The sequence below is a fragment of the Streptomyces sp. NPDC026092 genome, assembly GCF_040638605.1.
GTDB lineage: Bacteria > Actinomycetota > Actinomycetes > Streptomycetales > Streptomycetaceae > Streptomyces.
Genome location: NZ_JBEZYN010000017.1, coordinates 135,206 through 152,055 on the forward strand (window position 1 = coordinate 135,206; position 16,850 = coordinate 152,055).

Annotated in this window: 17 protein-coding genes and 1 riboswitch; of the genes, 9 read left to right on the forward strand and 8 right to left on the reverse strand. The window is 72.7% G+C overall.

Annotated features, from left to right (window positions below):
• The 3 genes from AB0F56_RS26160 to AB0F56_RS26170 all read left to right on the forward strand — a co-directional run bounded on the left by AB0F56_RS26160 (position 1) and on the right by AB0F56_RS26170 (position 3,085).
• Positions 1-675 carry a DUF3017 domain-containing protein gene (locus AB0F56_RS26160; RefSeq protein ID WP_362013793.1) on the forward strand — a complete coding sequence of 225 codons (675 nt, stop codon included), beginning with the start codon at positions 1-3 and terminating at the stop codon, positions 673-675.
• A 233-nt stretch (positions 676-908) separates the two neighbouring features.
• Complete coding sequence (locus AB0F56_RS26165) at positions 909-1,919, forward strand: DUF2690 domain-containing protein (RefSeq protein ID WP_362013795.1); 1,011 nt, start codon at positions 909-911, stop codon at positions 1,917-1,919.
• Positions 1,920-2,095: 176 nt separating this feature from the next.
• Positions 2,096-3,085 (forward strand): malate dehydrogenase, encoded by a 990-nt coding sequence (locus AB0F56_RS26170; RefSeq protein ID WP_362013796.1) that lies wholly within the window; start codon positions 2,096-2,098, stop codon positions 3,083-3,085.
• A gap of 86 nt (positions 3,086-3,171) precedes the next feature.
• On the opposite strand, the gene AB0F56_RS26175 is transcribed toward AB0F56_RS26170, so the two are convergent.
• Positions 3,172-3,681: a carboxymuconolactone decarboxylase family protein gene (locus tag AB0F56_RS26175; protein ID WP_362013797.1), complete on the reverse strand. Its 510-nt coding sequence runs from the start codon at positions 3,679-3,681 to the stop codon at positions 3,172-3,174.
• 47 nt (positions 3,682-3,728) lie between these two features.
• Between AB0F56_RS26175 and AB0F56_RS26180 the strand changes: the two genes are divergently transcribed.
• Positions 3,729-5,192 carry a PLP-dependent aminotransferase family protein gene (locus AB0F56_RS26180; protein ID WP_362013799.1) on the forward strand — a complete coding sequence of 488 codons (1,464 nt, stop codon included), beginning with the start codon at positions 3,729-3,731 and terminating at the stop codon, positions 5,190-5,192.
• Positions 5,193-5,241: 49 nt separating this feature from the next.
• On the opposite strand, the gene AB0F56_RS26185 is transcribed toward AB0F56_RS26180, so the two are convergent.
• The gene (locus AB0F56_RS26185; protein ID WP_362013800.1) at positions 5,242-6,093 is read right to left on the reverse strand and encodes a hypothetical protein; all 852 of its coding nucleotides are present in this window, start codon (positions 6,091-6,093) and stop codon (positions 5,242-5,244) included.
• 78 nt (positions 6,094-6,171) lie between these two features.
• Between AB0F56_RS26185 and AB0F56_RS26190 the strand changes: the two genes are divergently transcribed.
• Both AB0F56_RS26190 and AB0F56_RS26195 read left to right on the forward strand, forming a co-directional pair.
• On the forward strand, positions 6,172-6,468 hold the full coding sequence (locus AB0F56_RS26190; RefSeq protein ID WP_362013802.1) for a hypothetical protein: 297 nt from the start codon (positions 6,172-6,174) through the stop codon (positions 6,466-6,468).
• A 25-nt stretch (positions 6,469-6,493) separates the two neighbouring features.
• Positions 6,494-7,678, forward strand: a complete 1,185-nt coding sequence (locus tag AB0F56_RS26195; protein ID WP_362013803.1) for a glutathionylspermidine synthase family protein — start codon at positions 6,494-6,496, stop codon at positions 7,676-7,678.
• A 13-nt stretch (positions 7,679-7,691) separates the two neighbouring features.
• Here the strand turns inward: AB0F56_RS26195 and AB0F56_RS26200 are convergent, their stop codons facing one another.
• Both AB0F56_RS26200 and rocD read right to left on the reverse strand, forming a co-directional pair.
• Complete coding sequence (locus AB0F56_RS26200) at positions 7,692-8,387, reverse strand: polysaccharide deacetylase family protein (protein ID WP_362013805.1); 696 nt, start codon at positions 8,385-8,387, stop codon at positions 7,692-7,694.
• A gap of 100 nt (positions 8,388-8,487) precedes the next feature.
• Positions 8,488-9,693 (reverse strand): ornithine--oxo-acid transaminase, encoded by a 1,206-nt coding sequence (gene rocD / locus AB0F56_RS26205; RefSeq protein WP_362013807.1) that lies wholly within the window; start codon positions 9,691-9,693, stop codon positions 8,488-8,490.
• Positions 9,694-9,801: 108 nt separating this feature from the next.
• Positions 9,802-9,892: riboswitch (ZMP/ZTP riboswitch) on the forward strand.
• A 75-nt stretch (positions 9,893-9,967) separates the two neighbouring features.
• On the opposite strand from rocD, the gene glyA reads away from it, so the two are divergent.
• Positions 9,968-11,278 (forward strand): serine hydroxymethyltransferase, encoded by a 1,311-nt coding sequence (gene glyA / locus AB0F56_RS26210; protein WP_362013808.1) that lies wholly within the window; start codon positions 9,968-9,970, stop codon positions 11,276-11,278.
• 41 nt (positions 11,279-11,319) lie between these two features.
• On the opposite strand, the gene AB0F56_RS26215 is transcribed toward glyA, so the two are convergent.
• Together AB0F56_RS26215 and AB0F56_RS26220 are read right to left on the reverse strand one after the other, a co-directional pair.
• Positions 11,320-12,186, reverse strand: coding sequence for a hypothetical protein (locus AB0F56_RS26215; protein WP_362013810.1), 867 nt, complete (start codon positions 12,184-12,186; stop codon positions 11,320-11,322).
• Positions 12,146-12,772: a sigma-70 family RNA polymerase sigma factor gene (locus AB0F56_RS26220; RefSeq protein ID WP_362013811.1), complete on the reverse strand. Its 627-nt coding sequence runs from the start codon at positions 12,770-12,772 to the stop codon at positions 12,146-12,148. The genes AB0F56_RS26215 and AB0F56_RS26220 overlap by 41 nt, the downstream gene beginning before the upstream one ends.
• A 142-nt stretch (positions 12,773-12,914) precedes the next feature.
• Here AB0F56_RS26220 and trpS point away from each other — a divergent pair, with 142 nt between their 5' ends.
• Together trpS and AB0F56_RS26230 are read left to right on the forward strand one after the other, a co-directional pair.
• Positions 12,915-13,925 carry a tryptophan--tRNA ligase gene (trpS, locus tag AB0F56_RS26225; protein WP_362013893.1) on the forward strand — a complete coding sequence of 337 codons (1,011 nt, stop codon included), beginning with the start codon at positions 12,915-12,917 and terminating at the stop codon, positions 13,923-13,925.
• Between the two features lie 95 nt (positions 13,926-14,020).
• On the forward strand, positions 14,021-14,614 hold the full coding sequence (locus AB0F56_RS26230) for a 2'-5' RNA ligase family protein (protein ID WP_362013813.1): 594 nt from the start codon (positions 14,021-14,023) through the stop codon (positions 14,612-14,614).
• 22 nt (positions 14,615-14,636) lie between these two features.
• On the opposite strand, the gene AB0F56_RS26235 is transcribed toward AB0F56_RS26230, so the two are convergent.
• Positions 14,637-15,392, reverse strand: coding sequence for a decaprenylphospho-beta-D-erythro-pentofuranosid-2-ulose 2-reductase (locus tag AB0F56_RS26235; RefSeq protein ID WP_362013814.1), 756 nt, complete (start codon positions 15,390-15,392; stop codon positions 14,637-14,639).
• Positions 15,393-15,420: 28 nt separating this feature from the next.
• Entirely contained in the window at positions 15,421-16,785 is a 1,365-nt protein-coding gene (locus tag AB0F56_RS26240) for an FAD-binding oxidoreductase (protein ID WP_362013816.1), read from the reverse strand.
• Between the last annotated feature and the right edge of the window lie 65 nt (positions 16,786-16,850).

Consider the following 16,850-nt stretch of genomic DNA (forward strand, 5'->3'; position numbering starts at 1 on the left):
ATGACGTCGAAGGTCGTGGGGGGCGACACACCGGGCGCCGAGGGCGCGGAAGGCGCCGAGGGCGCCGAGGGGGTCACGGCCGACGCGGAGGGCGCGCCGGTCGGGTCTTCGGGTGCCGAGGGCGGCGAAGACGTCGAGGGCGGCGAGGGCGTCGAGGCCGCCGAAGGTACGGCGTCGGCCCAAGCGGACTCCGATGCCGACTCCCGTACGGACTCCCGTACTGACTCCGGTGCGGCGGCGGGTGCCGCGGCCGGTGCCGCGACCCCCGTCCCGCCCGGCCGTAGGCGGCGGCCCCCGTCGCTCACGACCGACACCGCGCGCCCCGAAGGGGGCGGGCGGGCCGCCGCCGGGGACGCCTCCGCCCCCGCGCGTCAGTGGCCGCTCCTGACGGTGCTCGGGCTCGCGGCGCTGGGGCTGCTGATCGTCGGGACGGACCTCTTCGCGCAGTCGTTCCGGGTCGGGACGATGCTCGTCGGTGTCGCGCTGCTCGTCGGCGCCTGTCTGCGGCGCACGCTGCCGTCGGTCGGCATGCTCGCCGTGCGGTCGCGGTTCACCGACATGGTCACGTACGGCGTCATGGGCGGGCTCATCGTGCTGCTGGCGCTCATGGTGCAGCCGGATCCCTGGCTGAGGATCCCGTTCCTGGAGGACATCCTCCATCTGACGATCACTTAGGCCTCAGGGCCCAGGACTGTGAGGCCGGCGCCCGCCCTCTCCCCCGTGGGAGGGCGGGCGCCGTCCCTCTATGAGGGTCATGTACGTGCCAACGATGGTTCAAGGTCCGTCTGCGCGCTGTGGCACGGAAGTGACCATTCCGGAACTCCGTCACTCCCGCCCGCCCCAGGAAGCTGCCATCCTGAGCGGGAGGATCCCTCCGGGGGTCGCGAGGAGGCGAGGGGGAACCGCACATGCCTCGTTGGCAGGCGCTGCCTGACGAACTCGACCCGCGCGTGCGCGAGTTCGCGGGCCGGTTACGACGCCTCGTCGACCGCAGCGGACTGAGCCTCGCCGCCGTCGCCGACCGCACCGGCTACAGCCGGGCCGCCTGGGAGCGGTTCCTCGACGGCCGCGTTCTCGCCCCCAGGGCCGCCGTCCTCGCCCTCGCCGAGGTGACCGGCGCCGATCCCGTACGGCTCACGGCGGAGTGGGAGCAGGCCGAGCGCGCCTGGAAGGGCGCCGGGCAGGGCCCCGGGGCCGCCGCCGGCACCACCGACGCCGCGCCCAGCGCGAACGCCTCGACGGAGACCAGCGTCAGCAGCCACCACAGCGCGACCGGCAGCACGGGAAGCGCCGGAGGAGCCGGAAGTATCGGAAGCTCCGGAAGTCCCGGAAGCGCCGCCCCCGCGCGGCAGCCGGAGCCCCAAGCCGCCCCCGCAGCACCCCGCCCCCGCCCCGCCCTTCGCGTACTCCTGCTCCTCACCGGCGTCCTCGGCGCCCTGCTCGTCGTCACCGCCGCCGTCCTCCTCGCCGACCTCGGCGGCGGAGAGGGCTCCACCGACGACCGGGGCGGCGCGGCCACCCGTACGCCCACCACCGCCCCCGGGTCCCCCGGCGCAGGGCCGAGCGCGACGACCCTCCCCGCCGGAGTGAAATGCTCGGGCGCCGGATGTACGGGCCAGGACCCCGAAGTCATGGGCTGCGGCGGCACGTTCGCCACCACCGTCTCCCGCGCCCCGGTCGGCTTCGCCGGGCAGGTCGAGGTGCGGTTCAGCAGGACCTGCGGCGCCGCCTGGGCGCGCGTCACCGGCGCCTCGCCCGGCGACACCCTGCACGTCACCGCCGCCGGGAGCGGCCAGGACGTGACCGTGGGCGCGGATCCGGACGCGTACACCCCGATGGTCGCGACGACGGACGCGGCGGACGCGCGGGCGTGCGCGACGCCGGCGAACGGCACCCGGACGTGCACCGGCGGTCGCTGACCCCAGTCGGGTGGCAGTGAGCCGGACCACAAGGGGGTGGGGGTTCGACCCGTCCCGGGTCGGATAGCCTGACCGCTGGAAATATCTCTTCACGTCGAGACACCGATCGATCAAGAAGAGTTGTCCAGCACCCGGGGCAGGGACCCCCACCCGCCAGCTGTCTTACGGAGATCGCCATGACCCGCACTCCCGTGAATGTCACCGTGACCGGCGCGGCCGGCCAGATCGGCTACGCGCTGCTGTTCCGCATCGCCTCCGGCCACCTGCTCGGCGCGGACGTGCCGGTCAAGCTGCGCCTCCTCGAGATCCCGCAGGGCGTCAAGGCCGCCGAGGGCACCGCCATGGAGCTCGACGACTGCGCCTTCCCGCTGCTCAAGGGCATCGACATCTTCGACGACCCGAACCAGGGCTTCGAGGGCGCCAACGTCGCGCTGCTCGTCGGCGCCCGCCCGCGTACCAAGGGCATGGAGCGCGGCGACCTGCTCGCCGCCAACGGCGGCATCTTCAAGCCGCAGGGCAAGGCCATCAACGACCACGCCGCGGACGACATCAAGGTCCTCGTCGTCGGCAACCCGGCCAACACCAACGCCCTGATCGCCCAGGCCGCGGCCCCGGACGTGCCGGCCGAGCGCTTCACCGCGATGACCCGCCTGGACCACAACCGCGCGCTGTCGCAGCTGGCCCAGAAGACCGGCGCGTCGGTCGAGGACATCAAGCGCCTCACCATCTGGGGCAACCACTCGGCGACCCAGTACCCGGACATCTTCCACGCGGAGATCGCCGGCAAGAACGCCGCCGAGGTCGTCAACGACGAGGCGTGGCTGGCCGACACCTTCATCCCGACCGTCGCCAAGCGCGGCGCCGCGATCATCGAGGCCCGTGGCGCGTCCTCGGCCGCCTCCGCCGCCAACGCCGCCATCGACCACGTCCACACCTGGGTCAACGGCACCGCCGAGGGCGACTGGACCTCCATGGGCATCCCGTCGGACGGCTCCTACGGTGTCGCCGAGGGCCTCATCTCCTCGTTCCCCGTCACCTGCAAGGACGGCAAGTACGAGATCGTCCAGGGCCTGGACATCAACGAGTTCTCCCGCGCCCGCATCGACGCCTCCGTGCGCGAGCTGGCGGAGGAGCGCGACGCCGTTCGCGAGCTCGGCCTCATCTGAGCCTGAGAGAAACCACCGCACCGCCCCGGCCGCTTCGGCCGGGGCGGTGCGCTTTTCGGTTCCCGCTTCTCCTTGAAGCCCGCTTCCTACTTGAACTGGCCCGGCGTGTAGTGGCCCGGCGTCATGCGCGTGGTCACCGCGATGCGGTTCCAGGCGTTGATGACGGTGATGGCGCCGATGACCCGCGCCAGCTCCGTCTCGTCGAAGTGGGCGGCGGCCCGCGCGTAGACCTCGTCCGGGACGAAGCCGTCGGTGAGGACGGTGACTGCCTCGGTCAGCTCGAACGCGGCGAGCTCGCGCTCGGTGTAGAAGTGCCGCGACTCGCGCCAGGCGTTGAGCTGGACGATCCGCTCCACGGACTCGCCCTCGGCGAGGGCATCCTTGGAGTGCATGTCGATGCAGAACGCGCAGTGGTTGACCTGCGAGGCCCTGAGCTTGATCAGGTGGAAGAGGGTGGGGTCGATGTCCTTGGCCGCGGCCTGCTCGAGCCGCAGCATGGCCCGGTAGAACTCGGGGACGCGCTCGCCGAAGTTGAGGCGGGGAGCGTGCTCGTGGGCGTACTCGGGCTTCACGGATTCAGTGGTCGTCGTCGTCATGTCTCTCACCGTACGAGCTGGATGGCACAGGAGTATGGTCCATTCGTATGGCAGAAGAGTGGGCCACTTTTGGCGCCGACCTCCACCTCGACCTGCGCGATGCGGGGCAGGGTACGGGGCTGCGCGCGGCGCTGATGGACGCGTTGCGGGAGGCGGTGCGCAGCGGGCGGCTGTCGGCGGGCGTACGGCTGCCGTCCTCCCGGACGCTCGCCGCGGACCTGGGGATCGCCCGGAACACGGTCGCCGACGCGTACGCCGAGCTGGTCGCCGAGGGCTGGCTGACCGCCCGGCAGGGCTCAGGGACGAGGGTCGCCCAGCGGTCGGTGCCGCGCCGCCGGACCGGTTCGGGCGGGCCGGGAGGGCAGGGCCGGCCGGGCGGCGCGCGGCAGGGGGCGGCGGCCGCCCGCAGGGCCCGCGCCAGGCCGACGTACGACCTCAAGCCGGGCATGCCCGACCTCGGCTCCTTCCCGCGCGCCGAGTGGCTCAAGGCCTCCCGGCGGGCGCTGACGGCGGCGCCCAACGAGGCTTTTGGGTACGGCGATCCGCGCGGCCGGATCGAGCTGCGCACGGTGCTCGCCGAGTACCTCGCGCGGGCGCGGGGCGTGTACGCGCGGCCGGAACGGATCGTGATCTGCTCGGGGTTCGTGCACGGGCTCTCCCTCATGGGGCAGGTGCTGCGGGCGCGGAGGGTGCGGGAAGTGGCGGTCGAGGCGTACGGGCTCGAGGAGCACTGGCGGCTGCTGACCCGCTCGGGGCTGCGGCTGCCCGCCCTGCCGTACGACGAGCTCGGCACGAGGACCGACGGGCTGCCCGGGATGAAGGGGGTCGGCGCGGTGCTGATGACGGCCGCCCACCAGTTCCCGCTCGGCGGCGCCCTCCACCCCGACCGGCGGGTCGCGGCGATCGACTGGGCGCGAGCCTCGGGCGGGCTCGTCCTGGAGGACGACTACGACGGGGAGTTCCGCTACGACCGTCAGCCGGTCGGCGCCCTCCAGGGCCTCGACCCGGAGCGGGTGGTGTACCTGGGCACCTCCAGCAAGTCCCTCGCGCCCGGGCTGCGGTTGGGGTGGATGGTGCTGCCGGAGAGCCTCGTGGACGAAGTGGTCGAGCTGAAGGGCCACATGGACTGGACGGGCAGCGCCCTGGACCAGCTGACCTTCGCGGAGTTCCTCGAATCGGGGGCGTACGACCGCCATGTACGGGCGATGAGGCTGCGCTACCGGCGGCGCCGCGACGAGCTGGTGGCGGCCGTGGCCGCGCACTCGCCGCAGACCCGGGTGAGCGGCATCGCGGCCGGCCTCCACGCGGTCCTGGAACTCCCGGCGGGCCAGGAGCCGGAGGCCCTGCGCTCCGCCGCCTGGCAGGGCCTCGCGGTCCTCGGCCTCAACCGCTTCCGCCACCCGGACACCGCCCCGGCCCAGGACGGCCTGGTGGTCGGCTACGCCACGCCCCCGGACAGCGCCTGGTCGGGCGCCCTCGCCGCCCTCTGCCGGGTCCTGCCGGCGCCGTGACGCGCGGGATGGCCGGGCGACGCCGTGACGCGCGGGATGTCGGGGTGCTTCAGGGCGTTGGGCTCTCCGCCCTGGCCTCCTCGGGCACCGGCGCCTCACCGAACCGGGCCAGGACCAGCGCCCCCGCGACCGCGATCGTGAAGCCGAGGATCGCCAGCCAGGCCAGGCCCTCCCGCGTCTTGTCGCCCAGCCACACGACCCCCACCAGCGCCGGGCCGATCGTCTCGCCGAGGACCGCACCCGCCGTCGCCGTCGTCACCGACCCCCGCTGCAGCGCCGACGTCAGGAGCAGGAAGGCGGCCCCGCCGCCGACCAGCAGCCCGTAGAACGCGGGGTTGGTCAGATCGATCCCGTCGATGAGCCGGACCGCCACCTCCACCACCCCGAAGCCGAACCCGGCCCCGAGGCCAAGCGCGAGCGCCCGCGGCCCCTCGGGCAGCCGCCCGGCCAGCATGCCGACCCCGAGGACCCCGAAGGCCGTCACCAGCATCGCCCACTCCAGCGCGTCCGAACCGGTCTTGTGGCCCTCCGTCCCCGAGGAGACGGCCAGCATGGCGAGACCCCCGCAGACGACGGCCACCGCGGTCCACTCCACCCGGCTGAGGCGGACCTTCAGGAGCCACGAGGCGACCACCGCGGTCACCGCGAGGCTGGCCGCGAGCGCCGCGCCCACGGTGTAGATGGGCAGGGTGAGAAGGGCGACGATCTGGAGGCCGAAGCCGATCCCGTCCAGCGAGAGTCCGGCCAGATATCGCCACTGCCGCACCGCTCGCAGAAACAGGGCGACGTCGACGCCCGCGCCCGTCCCGGGCGTCGCCGCCCGGGCGCCGAGCGCCTGCAGAACCGACGCCGTACCGAAGCAGACCGAGGAAGCCAGCGCGCAGATCATCCCAAAGAGCACGAAAGGACTCTAGTGCGGGGCCGCTCGAACAGCGGCCTAAACTGTGCGGTCGCGACCACGGGATGGGGAGGCAGATTCATGCGCAGGCTGAGGTCGAGCACGGTCGTGCTCGGCGGTATGGGGGTGCTCGCGGCGACGATCACGTCCTGCGGATCCGAGCCCGACAAGCGGTGTGTCGACCCGCTGACGCGCGAGAAGCTCCCGAGCTACGAGTGCGAGAGCGGCAACGGCAGCGGGAGCAGCGGCAGCGGTACGGCCCGCGGCTCGTACTACTACGGCGGCAGTGTCAGCGACAACAAGGTCAGCGGCGGCAGCTTCGACAAGAAGGCCGTGGACACCGGCGGCTTCGGCTGCTCCGGTTCCAGCGGCGGCTGAGCGGGCGGACGGGCGGACAGGGACCATGCGGCGGCACACGATCGAACCCCGGCCGGGGTGGCAGCAGACGGTGGAGGAGCAGGGGCTCGTCTACCCCCTGACCCGCTACCCCGACGACTCCCTGCGCCCGTACTGGGACGAGAGCGCGTACTACTCCTTCACGCTGCCCGAGGTCGAGGCGCTGGAGGAGGTCGTCGAGGAGCTGCACGCGATGTGCCTGGCGGCAGCCGCCCACATCGTCGAGCAGGAACGGTTCGCCGACCTCGGACTCACCGATCCCCGGCTCGCCTCGCTCGTCGCCGAGTCCTGGCGCCGCCGCGCGGAACTGCCCTCGCTCTACGGCCGGTTCGACCTCCGCTACGACGGCACGGGCCCGGCCAAGATGCTGGAGTACAACGCCGACACGCCGACCTCGCTGGTCGAGGCCGCGAGCCCGCAGTGGTTCTGGATGGAGGACCGGTTCCCCGGCGCCGACCAGTGGAACTCCCTGCACGAGCGGCTCGTTGACGCCTGGAAGCGCCAGGCCCCGCTGCTGCCGCCCGGCAGCCCGGTGCACTTCGTCCACTCCGAGGGGGACGAGCTCGGCGAGGACCTGATGACGGTCGCGTATCTGCGCGAGACCGCCCAGCAGGCCGGGCTCGACACGGAGGCGCTGTCGGTCGAGCAGATCGGCTGGGACCGGCTCTCGGGCCGGTTCGTGGACGACCGGCTGCGGTTCATCCGCAGCTGCTTCAAGCTCTATCCGTGGGAGTGGCTGGCCACCGACCGCTTCGGGCCGTACGTCCTGGACACCCTCGACAACGGCGGCGGTACGGGCACGACCTGCTGGATCGAGCCCGCCTGGAAGATGTTGCTCTCCAACAAGGCGCTGCTCGCGATCCTCTGGGAGCTGTACCCGGACCACCCGAACCTGCTGCCGGCCTACCTCGACGGCCCGCGCGAACTCGCCACGCGCGGCGGCTACGTCGCCAAGCCCCTCCTCGGCCGCGAGGGCGCGGGCGTCACCGTCCACGAACCCGGCTCCGCGCCTGTCCTTCGTGAGGATCCCTGCTGCTACCAGGAGTTGGCCCCGCTGCCCGACTTCGACGGCAACCGGGTGGTGCTCGGCGCGTGGGTCGTCGAGGACGAGGCGGCGGGGCTCGGCATCCGGGAGTCGGCGGGCCTGATAACGGACGAGTACGCCCGCTTCCTGCCGCACGTCATCCTCTGAGTCCTGGTGACGGCTAATCGGGTACGTACTCCCTGAGCGGCGCGGGCTTCAGACCGGCCGCCTCGGCGGCGGCCAGGGCGCGCGTGAGGTCCTGCTCCAGGGTCTCGTTGAAGTGCAGCAGGATGATGTCGCCGGCCTTCAGGGTGGGGGTCGGCGGGGTCCACTGGCCCCAGGTGGTCAGGTCGTACGTCCAGGTCACCAGGGCCTTCGCGCCGCACGTGCGGGCGGTGGTGCGGGTGGTCTCGTCGTACGTGCCGTAGGGCGGGCGGAGCAGGCGCGGGCCGTCGCCGAACTCGGCGAGGTGCTGGTCGCGGGCGCCGCAGAGCTCCGCCTTCTGGCCGGCCGCGTCGAGCCCGGTGAGGTCCGGGTGGCTGACGGTGTGGTTCTCGACCCGGGAGCGGCCGTGGTCGAGGAGCGCGTGGAAGTAGCCGGAGTCGTACGAGTAGGCGCCCGGGAGCAGGAACAGCGAGGCGGGCACCCGCCGGTCGATGAGGATCTTGGCGGCGGCGGGGTCGTGGAACCAGCCGTCGTCGATGGTGATGAAGACGACCGGGTCGGTGGTCTCGACATGGGAGACGACGGGGACGGGCGCGGGCCAGACCGCCTTGGGGGCGGCCTGTGCTGGGCCCGCGAACGCGCCCAGCAGCGCGAGCGGGACGAGAACGGCGAGTGCGCCGCGCAGCGCGCGGCGGGGGCGGGGTCTCGGCATGGCGGCATCATTGGCCTAGACCAACTGCGCTGTCAATGCCCCGAGTTGCCCCACCCTCCACCTCACGAACCGGACCGAACCGGTCCGCCGACGGACCCCGTCAGCCCGCCAGTACGGCTCGCAGTTGTTCCAGGCCCCAGTCCAGGTCCTCCTTGCTGATCACCAGGGGTGGGGCGATCCGGATCGTCGAGCCGTGCGTGTCCTTCACCAGCACGCCCCGCTCCATCAGCTTCTCCGAGATCTCCCGGCCCGTGCCCCGCGACGGCGCGATGTCCACCCCGGCCCACAGGCCGCGCCCCCGCACCGCCTCCACCGCGCCTCCGCCGACGAGCAGCCCCAGCTCCGCGTGCAGGTGCTCGCCCAGCTCCGCCGCCCGCTGCTGGTACTCGCCCGTCCGCAGCATCGCGATCACCTCCAGGGCCACCGCGCACGCCAGCGGGTTCCCGCCGAACGTCGACCCGTGCTCGCCCGGCCGGAACACCCCGAGCACGTCCCGGTCCGCCACCACCGCCGAGACCGGGACGACACCGCCGCCCAGCGCCTTGCCCAGGACGTACACGTCCGGCACCACGCCCTCGTGCTCGCACGCGAACGTCCGCCCGGTCCGGCCGAGGCCCGACTGGATCTCGTCCGCGATGAACAGCACGTTCCGCTCGCGGGTCAACTCCCGTACCCCGCGCAGATATCCGGCAGGCGGGACGAGGACCCCCGCCTCGCCCTGGATCGGCTCGATCAGCACCGCCACCGTGTGCGCGGTGACCGCGGCCTCCATCGCCGTCAGATCGCCGTACGGCACGATCTCGAAGCCCGGCGTGTACGGGCCGTAGTGGTCGCGGGCCTCGTGGTCCGTGGAGAAACTGACGATCGTCGTCGTCCGGCCGTGGAAGTTGTTCGCCGCGACGACGATCTTCGCGTGCCCGTCCGGCACGCCCTTGACCTCGTACCCCCACTTCCGGGCGGTCTTCACCGCCGTCTCGATCGCCTCCGCGCCCGTGTTCATCGGCAGGACCATGTCCTTGCCGCACAGCTCCGCGAGCCGGGTGCAGAACTCCGCGAAGCGGTCGTGGTAAAACGCCCTCGACGTGAGCGTCACCCGCTCCAGCTGCGCCCGCGCCGCGTCGATCAGCCGGCGGTGGCCGTGGCCGAAGTTGAGCGCCGAGTACCCGGCGAGCATGTCGAGATAGCGGCGCCCCTCGACATCGGTCATCCAGGCCCCGTCGGCCGAGGCGACGACGACGGGCAGGGGGTGGTAGTTGTGCGCGCTGTGCGCCTCCGCGGAAGCGATCGCGTCTTGCGTACTCGACACGGGATCTCCGTTCGTCCTGCGGCCAGGGGCGGGTGTGGCTCCCTTTCCTATCGTCGCTCGGATACCGGACGAAGAAACCTTGAGCGACGGCGCGCCCGCTAATGTGGAAACACGCACGGCGACTGGCGTACGGGGAATCGACCCTGGGGGAGCCGTGCGCGGCAGACCACACGCGGTGCCGCCCGCCTGGGCACCACAAGGACCCCGTCCCGTGTGGTGCCGCGCCGAGCCGCACCGCTCCGGGACCCGCCGCCGCAACGCCCGGAGGAACGCCATGAGCGACATCGCGACCGACGCCACCAGCAACGCCCCTGTCCAGCACCCCGTCCAGCACCCCGCCCTCGCCGCGGCCGACCCCGAACTCGCCGCGCTCGTCGGCGCCGAGGAGCGGCTGCAGGCCGAGACCCTGCGGATGATCCCCAGCGAGAACTACGTCTCCGCCGCCGTCCTCGAGGCCTCCGGCACGGTCCTGCAGAACAAGTACAGCGAGGGCTACCCCGGCCGCCGGTACTACGAGGGCCAGCAGAACATCGACCAGGTCGAGACCCTCGCCGTCGAACGCGCCAAGGCCGTCTTCGGCGTCGACCACGCCAACGTGCAGCCCTACTCCGGTTCCCCCGCCAACCTCGCCGTCTACCTCGCCTTCGCCGAGCCGGGCGACACCGTGATGGGCATGGCCCTGCCCATGGGCGGCCACCTCACCCACGGCTGGGGCGTCTCCGCCACCGGCAAGTGGTTCCGCGGCGTGCAGTACGGCGTACGCCAGGACAACGGGCTCGTCGACTTCGACCAGGTCCGCGAGCTGGCCCTGAAGGAGCGCCCGAAGCTGATCTTCTGCGGCGGCACCGCGCTGCCCCGCACGATCGACTTCGCCTCCTTCGCCGAGATCGCCCGCGAGGCCGGGTCCGTCCTCGTCGCCGACATCGCCCACATCGCCGGCCTCATCGCGGGCGGCGCCCACCCCTCACCGGTCCCGTACGCCGACGTCATCTCGACGACCACCCACAAGACCCTGCGCGGCCCGCGCGGCGCCATGCTGATGTCCCGCGAGGAGCACGCCAAGGCCCTCGACAAGGCCGTCTTCCCCGGCCTCCAGGGCGGCCCGCACAACCAGACCACCGCCGCCATCGCCGTCGCCCTGCGCGAGGCGTCCCAGCCCTCCTTCCGCGACTATGCCCACGCCGTCGTCGCCAACGCCAAGGCCCTCGCCGAGGAGCTCCTCGCCCGCGGCTTCGACCTGGTCTCCGGCGGCACCGACAACCACCTGATCCTGATGGACCTCACCCCCAAGGAGGTCCCCGGCAAGGTCGCCGCCAAGGCCCTCGACCGCGCCGGGATCGTCGTCAACTACAACACCGTCCCCTACGACCCCCGGAAGCCCTTCGACCCCTCCGGCATCCGCATCGGCACCCCCTCCCTCACCTCCCGGGGCCTCGACACCACGCACATGACCCAGGTCGCCGACTGGATCGACCGGGGCGTCGCCGCCGCCGGCTCCGGCGACGAGGACGCGCTCCGTACGATCCGCGCCGAGGTCGCCGAGCTGATGGCCGCCTTCCCGGCCCCGGGCCTCCCGGTCGGCTGACCCGCCGGTGCTGATCTGAGCCAAAGGCAGTCGTCCGGCGCTCAGCCCGCCGACTCGGCTATGCGGCGGGCCTCCTCCATGGACGGCTCGCCCTCGAGGCGCAGGGTCAGGGCTCCCGCGTTCCTCGTCCAGAGGAGCGTGGGGCCCGCCGTGCGTATGGAGTGGGTCCAGGTCCGCCCGCTCGCGTCCAGCATCGGGACGCTCAGCAGATGCGGCTCGGCGAACCAGTAGCCTTCCGCGCCGTCCGGCAGGTCGACCCACTCCGGGTGCGTCCGCACCTGCTTGGCGAAGCCCGGCTCGAGCCGGGCGGGGAACTCGTCCAGCCGGACCGTCCGGCCGTCCTTCCCGCGCCAGCACAGGCTGATCACCGCCCGCCCCAGCTCCGCCGAGCCGGTCACCGAGACCGCGTCCGGCGTGCCGAGCGCGCTCGGTATCAAGGGCTCGAACCCCGCCCTGCGCCCGGCCTCCGCCGGCGGGACCGCCCCGTCGGCGCACCCGGGGACCGCCGCACCCGGCGCCGGACGCGCCCCGGGGTCGTACCGGACCTCGACCCCGCCGAAGCCGAACCACTCCGCCACCGTCGCCCGCACCGGAGGCGTGAGCACCAGGACCATCAGGACCCCGGAGACCGCCGCGAGCAGCGCCTTCCAGCGCCTGCGCAGGGAGCCGCGCAGCGACTCGAAGCGGACAGGGCGCCGCACCGGCGTCTCCACCCGCTCCGCCAGGAGCTGAGCGAGCACCCGCTCGGCCATGGTCTCGCCGCCGACGTCCGGCACCTTCAGTCGCCGCCCCAGCTCCCGCAGCTCCTCCGGCAGCTCCTCCGGCAGGTCCTCCGACAGCTCCGCCCCGCGCCTGCCCGCGGACCCGTCACCGGCCCTCCCGTCCGTCCCGTCCCTCTCCTCCGTCATGCTCCTCACCTCCCTCCAGCACCAGTCCGAGCTTCTTCAGCGCCCGGCTCAGCCGGGACTTCACCGTCCCGCGCGGCCAGCCGAGCGCGGCCGCGGTCTCCGTCTCGTCCAGCTCCAGCAGATAGCGGTGGATCACCACCTGGCGGTGGTCCTCGCTCAGCCCGTCCAGGGCCCCGAGCAGCTGACGCCGTCTCTCCCGCTCCTCGGCCGCGACGGCCGGGTCCGCCTCTTCCGGTATCAGCGGCTCGGCGGCGAGCAGCTCCGCCTCCCGCCCCGCGACCGCCCGCTGCCGGCCCGCCGCGCGCACTGTGTTCCTCGTCTCATTGAGCACGATCCGCAGCAGCCACGGACGGAACGCGGCCCCCTCCTTGAAGCGCCCCAGCGACCGGTACGCCTTGAAGAAGGCCTGCTGCACCACGTCCTCGGCCTCCGCGCCCGCGCCGTACGCCACCGCCGCCCGCAGCGCGACCGCCGTGTGCGCGCGGACCAGCGACGCGTACGCCTCCGGCTCCCCGGCGCGTACCCGTGCGATCACCGCGGCCTCTGCCTCGTCTCCGACGACCCGGCCCCCCTCCAGCGTCCTCACACCTTGAATACACCGGCCGAACCGGATCGGTTCCCGGCTCCAGGGAAGTCCGGGATCGCCTCCCGCACCTGAGAGAATGTGGAGCATGGCCTCTGAACGCCCGCCCGTCGCCCACCACCACCCTCAGGGGAATGGCTTCGCCATGCAGCGTCCTCCGCGAGTGCTCTCCGGAATCCAGCCGACCGCAGGCTCGTTCCACCTCGGCAACTACCTCGGTGCCGTCCGTCAGTGGGTCGCGCTGCAGGAGTCCCACGACGCCTTCTACATGGTGGTGGACCTGCACGCGATCACGGTCCCGCAGGACCCGGCCGAGCTCCGCGCGAACACCCGGCTCGCCGTCGCGCAGCTGCTCGCCGCCGGTCTCGACCCGGAGCGCTGCACCCTCTTCGTCCAGAGCCACGTGCCCGAGCACGCGCAGCTCGGCTGGGTCATGAACTGCCTCACCGGCTTCGGCGAGGCCTCCCGCATGACCCAGTTCAAGGACAAGTCGTCCAAGCAGGGCGCCGACCGGGCCACCGTCGGCCTCTTCACGTACCCGATCCTCCAGGTCGCCGACATCCTCCTCTACCAGGCCGACCAGGTCCCGGTCGGCGAGGACCAGCGCCAGCACATCGAGCTGACCCGCGACCTCGCGGAGCGGTTCAACGGCCGCTTCGGCGAGACGTTCACGATCCCGGCGCCGTACATCCTCAAGGAGACCGGGAAGATCTACGACCTGCAGGACCCGACGATCAAGATGAGCAAGTCGGCGTCCACGCCGAAGGGTCTGATCAACCTGCTCGACGAGCCGAAGGCGACGGCGAAGAAGGTCAAGAGCGCGGTCACCGACACCGACACGGTGATCCGCTTCGACCCGGAGAACAAGGCCGGCGTCTCCAACCTGCTCTCGATCATGTCCACGCTCACCGGGACGAGCATCGCCGACCTGGAGAAGAGCTACGAGGGCAAGATGTACGGCGCCCTGAAGACCGACCTGGCCGAGGTCATGGTGGACTTCGTCACTCCGTTCCGGACCCGTACGCAGGAATACCTGGACGACCCGGAGACGCTGGACTCGCTCCTGGCCAAGGGCGCGGAGAAGGCGCGGGCGGTCGCGGCCGAGACCCTGGCGCAGACGTACGAGCGGGTGGGCTTCCTGCCCGCCAAGCACTGAGTCCAAGGACCCTGGCACAAGGGGTGGTGCAGGCCGCACACTGGCGGCTGCACCACCACCAGTCCTGAATCGACACGACAACGGAGGAGAACGACGTGGGGACCGTAACGCTCGGCGTTTCGATCGCGGTCCCGGAGCCCTATGGCAGCCTGCTCCAGGAGCTGCGCGCCGGCTTCGGGGATCCCGCCGCGCACGGCATCCCCACGCACGTCACGCTCGTCCCGCCGACCGAGGTGGACGCCGAGCGGCTCCCCGCGGTCCAGGCGCACCTCGCCGAGGTCGCCGCGGGCGTCCGCTCCTTCCCGGTCCGCCTGAGCGGCACGGGAACGTTTCGCCCGCTCTCCCCGGTCGTCTACGTGAGGCTCGCCGAGGGCGTCTCCTCCTGCGGCTGGCTCCAGGAGCGCGTCCGGGACGAGTCCGGGCCGCTCGTGCGCGAGCTGCAGTTCCCGTACCACCCGCACGTCACCGTCGCCCACGGCATCGCCGAGGAGGCGATGGACCGGGCGTACGCCGAGCTGGCCGACTTCGAGGCTGCCTGGACCTGCGCCTCCTTCGCCCTGTACGAGCAGGGCGAGGACGGGGTGTGGCGCAAGCTCCGCGTCTTCGAGTTCGGCGACGCCCGCAACGCCTCCGGGGTCCCGGCCCAGAGCTGCGCGCCCGTCGACGAACCCACCCCGACGGCCGGCTGACCCCCCAGGCCCCAGGGCCCTCTCAGACCGGCAGACGGCGGAACAGCGGCCTCGGCACGTGCCGCAGGGCCGACATCACCATCCGCAGCGCGCCCGGCACCCACACCGTCTCCGAGCGCCTCCGCAGCCCCAGCTCGACGGCCCGGGCGACCTCCTCCGGAGTCGTCGCCAGCGGCGCCTCCTCCAGGCCCGCCGTCATCCGCGACCGTACGAATCCTGGGCGTACGACCATCACGTGCACCCCCGTCCCGTGCAGCGCGTCCCCGAGCCCCTGGGCGAACGCGTCGAGGCCCGCCTTGGACGAGCCGTAGATGAAGTTCGCGCGCCGGGCGCGCTCGCCGGCCACCGACGACAGCACCACCAAGGAGCCGTGCCCCTGCGCCTGGAGCGCCGCCGCGCAGATCAGGCCCGCCGAGACCGCGCCCGTGTAGTTGGTCTGGGCGACCCGGACGGCGGCGAGCGGATCGGCCTCGTCGTGCGCCTGGTCGCCGAGGATCCCGAAGGCGAGCAGCACCATGTCGATGTCGCCCTCGGTGAAGATCTTGCCGAGCCGCTCCGGGTGCGACTCGGTGTCGAGCGCGTCGAACGCCACCGTGCGCACCTCCGCGCCGAGCGCGCGCAGCGAGTCGGCGGCGGCGGTCAGGGCGGGCGTCGGGCGTCCGGCCAGCCAGACCGTACGGGTGCGGCGGGCGATCAGCCGGCGGGCCGTGGCGAGCCCGATCTCGGACGTGCCGCCGAGCAGGAGCAGGGACTGCGGGGTGCCGAAGGCGTCCTTCATGACGATCAAACTCCTCGGAGAGAGCGATTCACAGGGCGAGGCGACGGGAGAGGTCGGACGTGAACACGGACCGCGGGTCGAGCGCGGCGCGCAGCGCGCGGAAGTCGGCGAGCCTCGGATACATCGCGTCGAGCAGCTCGGGCCGCACGCGCGCGTCCTTCGCGAGGTAGACCCGGCCGCCCGCGTCCGCGACCTCCTCGTCCAGCTCGTCGAGGAACGCGCCGAGACCGGAGAGCCGCGTCGGGATGTCGAGCGCCAGTGTCCAGCCGGGCACCGGGAACGACAGCCAGCCCGGGTCGCCGGCGCCGAAGCGCTTCAGGACGGCGAGGAACGACGGACAGCCGCGCCGCGCGATCCGCCGCACGATCCGGCGCAGGGTCTCCTCGTGCCCGTGACCGACGACGAACTGGTACTGGACGAAGCCGCCGCGCCCGTAGATCCGGTTCCAGTGCGGGACGCCGTCCAGGGGGTGGAAGAACGTGGAGATCCGCTGGAGTTCGCCGGTGCGGCGGCGGGGCGCCCTGCGGTACCAGAGCTCGTTGAACAGGCCCACGGCCGTGCGGCCGAGCAGCCGCTCGGGGACGAACGAGGGCGCGGCGGGCAGCTGCCCCGGGCGGAACGCGAGGGGCGCGCGGCGCGCGCGGCGGTCCCGGACCGGGATCGCGTCGTACGGGGCGTGGTCGCCGCGCGTGAGGACGGCACGGCCGGTGGCGGCGCCGCGCGCGAGGAGGTCGATCCAGGCGACCGAATAGCGGTACCGGTCGTCGTCGGCGGTGAGCCGGGCCATCAGGTCGTCGAGGTCCGTGGCGCGCTCGGTGTCGACGGACATGAGGGAGGTTTCGACGGGCAGCAGCCGGAGGGTCGCGGAGAGGATGACGCCGGTCAGGCCCATGCCGCCCGTGGTGGCGTCGAACAGGTCCGTGCCCGGGACGACGGTGTGGATCTCGCCGTCGGCGGTGAGGAGTTCGAGGGAGGCCACATGGCGGCCGAAGGAGCCGGAGACATGGTGGTTCTTGCCGTGGATGTCGGCGCCGATCGCCCCGCCGACCGTGACGTACCTGGTCCCGGGGGTCACCGGGACGAACCAGCCGAGCGGGAGCAGGACCTCCATGAGGCGGTGCAGGCTGACCCCCGCCTCGCAGTCGACGGTGCCCGCGAGGGCGTCGACGGAGCGGATCCGGTCGAGCCCGGTCATGTCGAGGACGGAGCCGCCGGCGTTCTGCGCGGCGTCGCCGTAGGCGCGGCCGAGGCCACGCGCGATGGAGCCTCGGGCGCCGCAGGCGCGGACGGCCTCGGAGGCCTCCTCGTAGGTGCGGGGACGGTGCACGCGCGCGAGGGTGGGGGCGGTGCGGCCCCAGCCGGTGAGGGGCTCGTCGTCGGTGTGGGCAGCCATGGAGGCGACCGTATCGCCCTGTATGCGCGATATGACGGGTATGCAGGGGTGTTGAGCGAAATGGG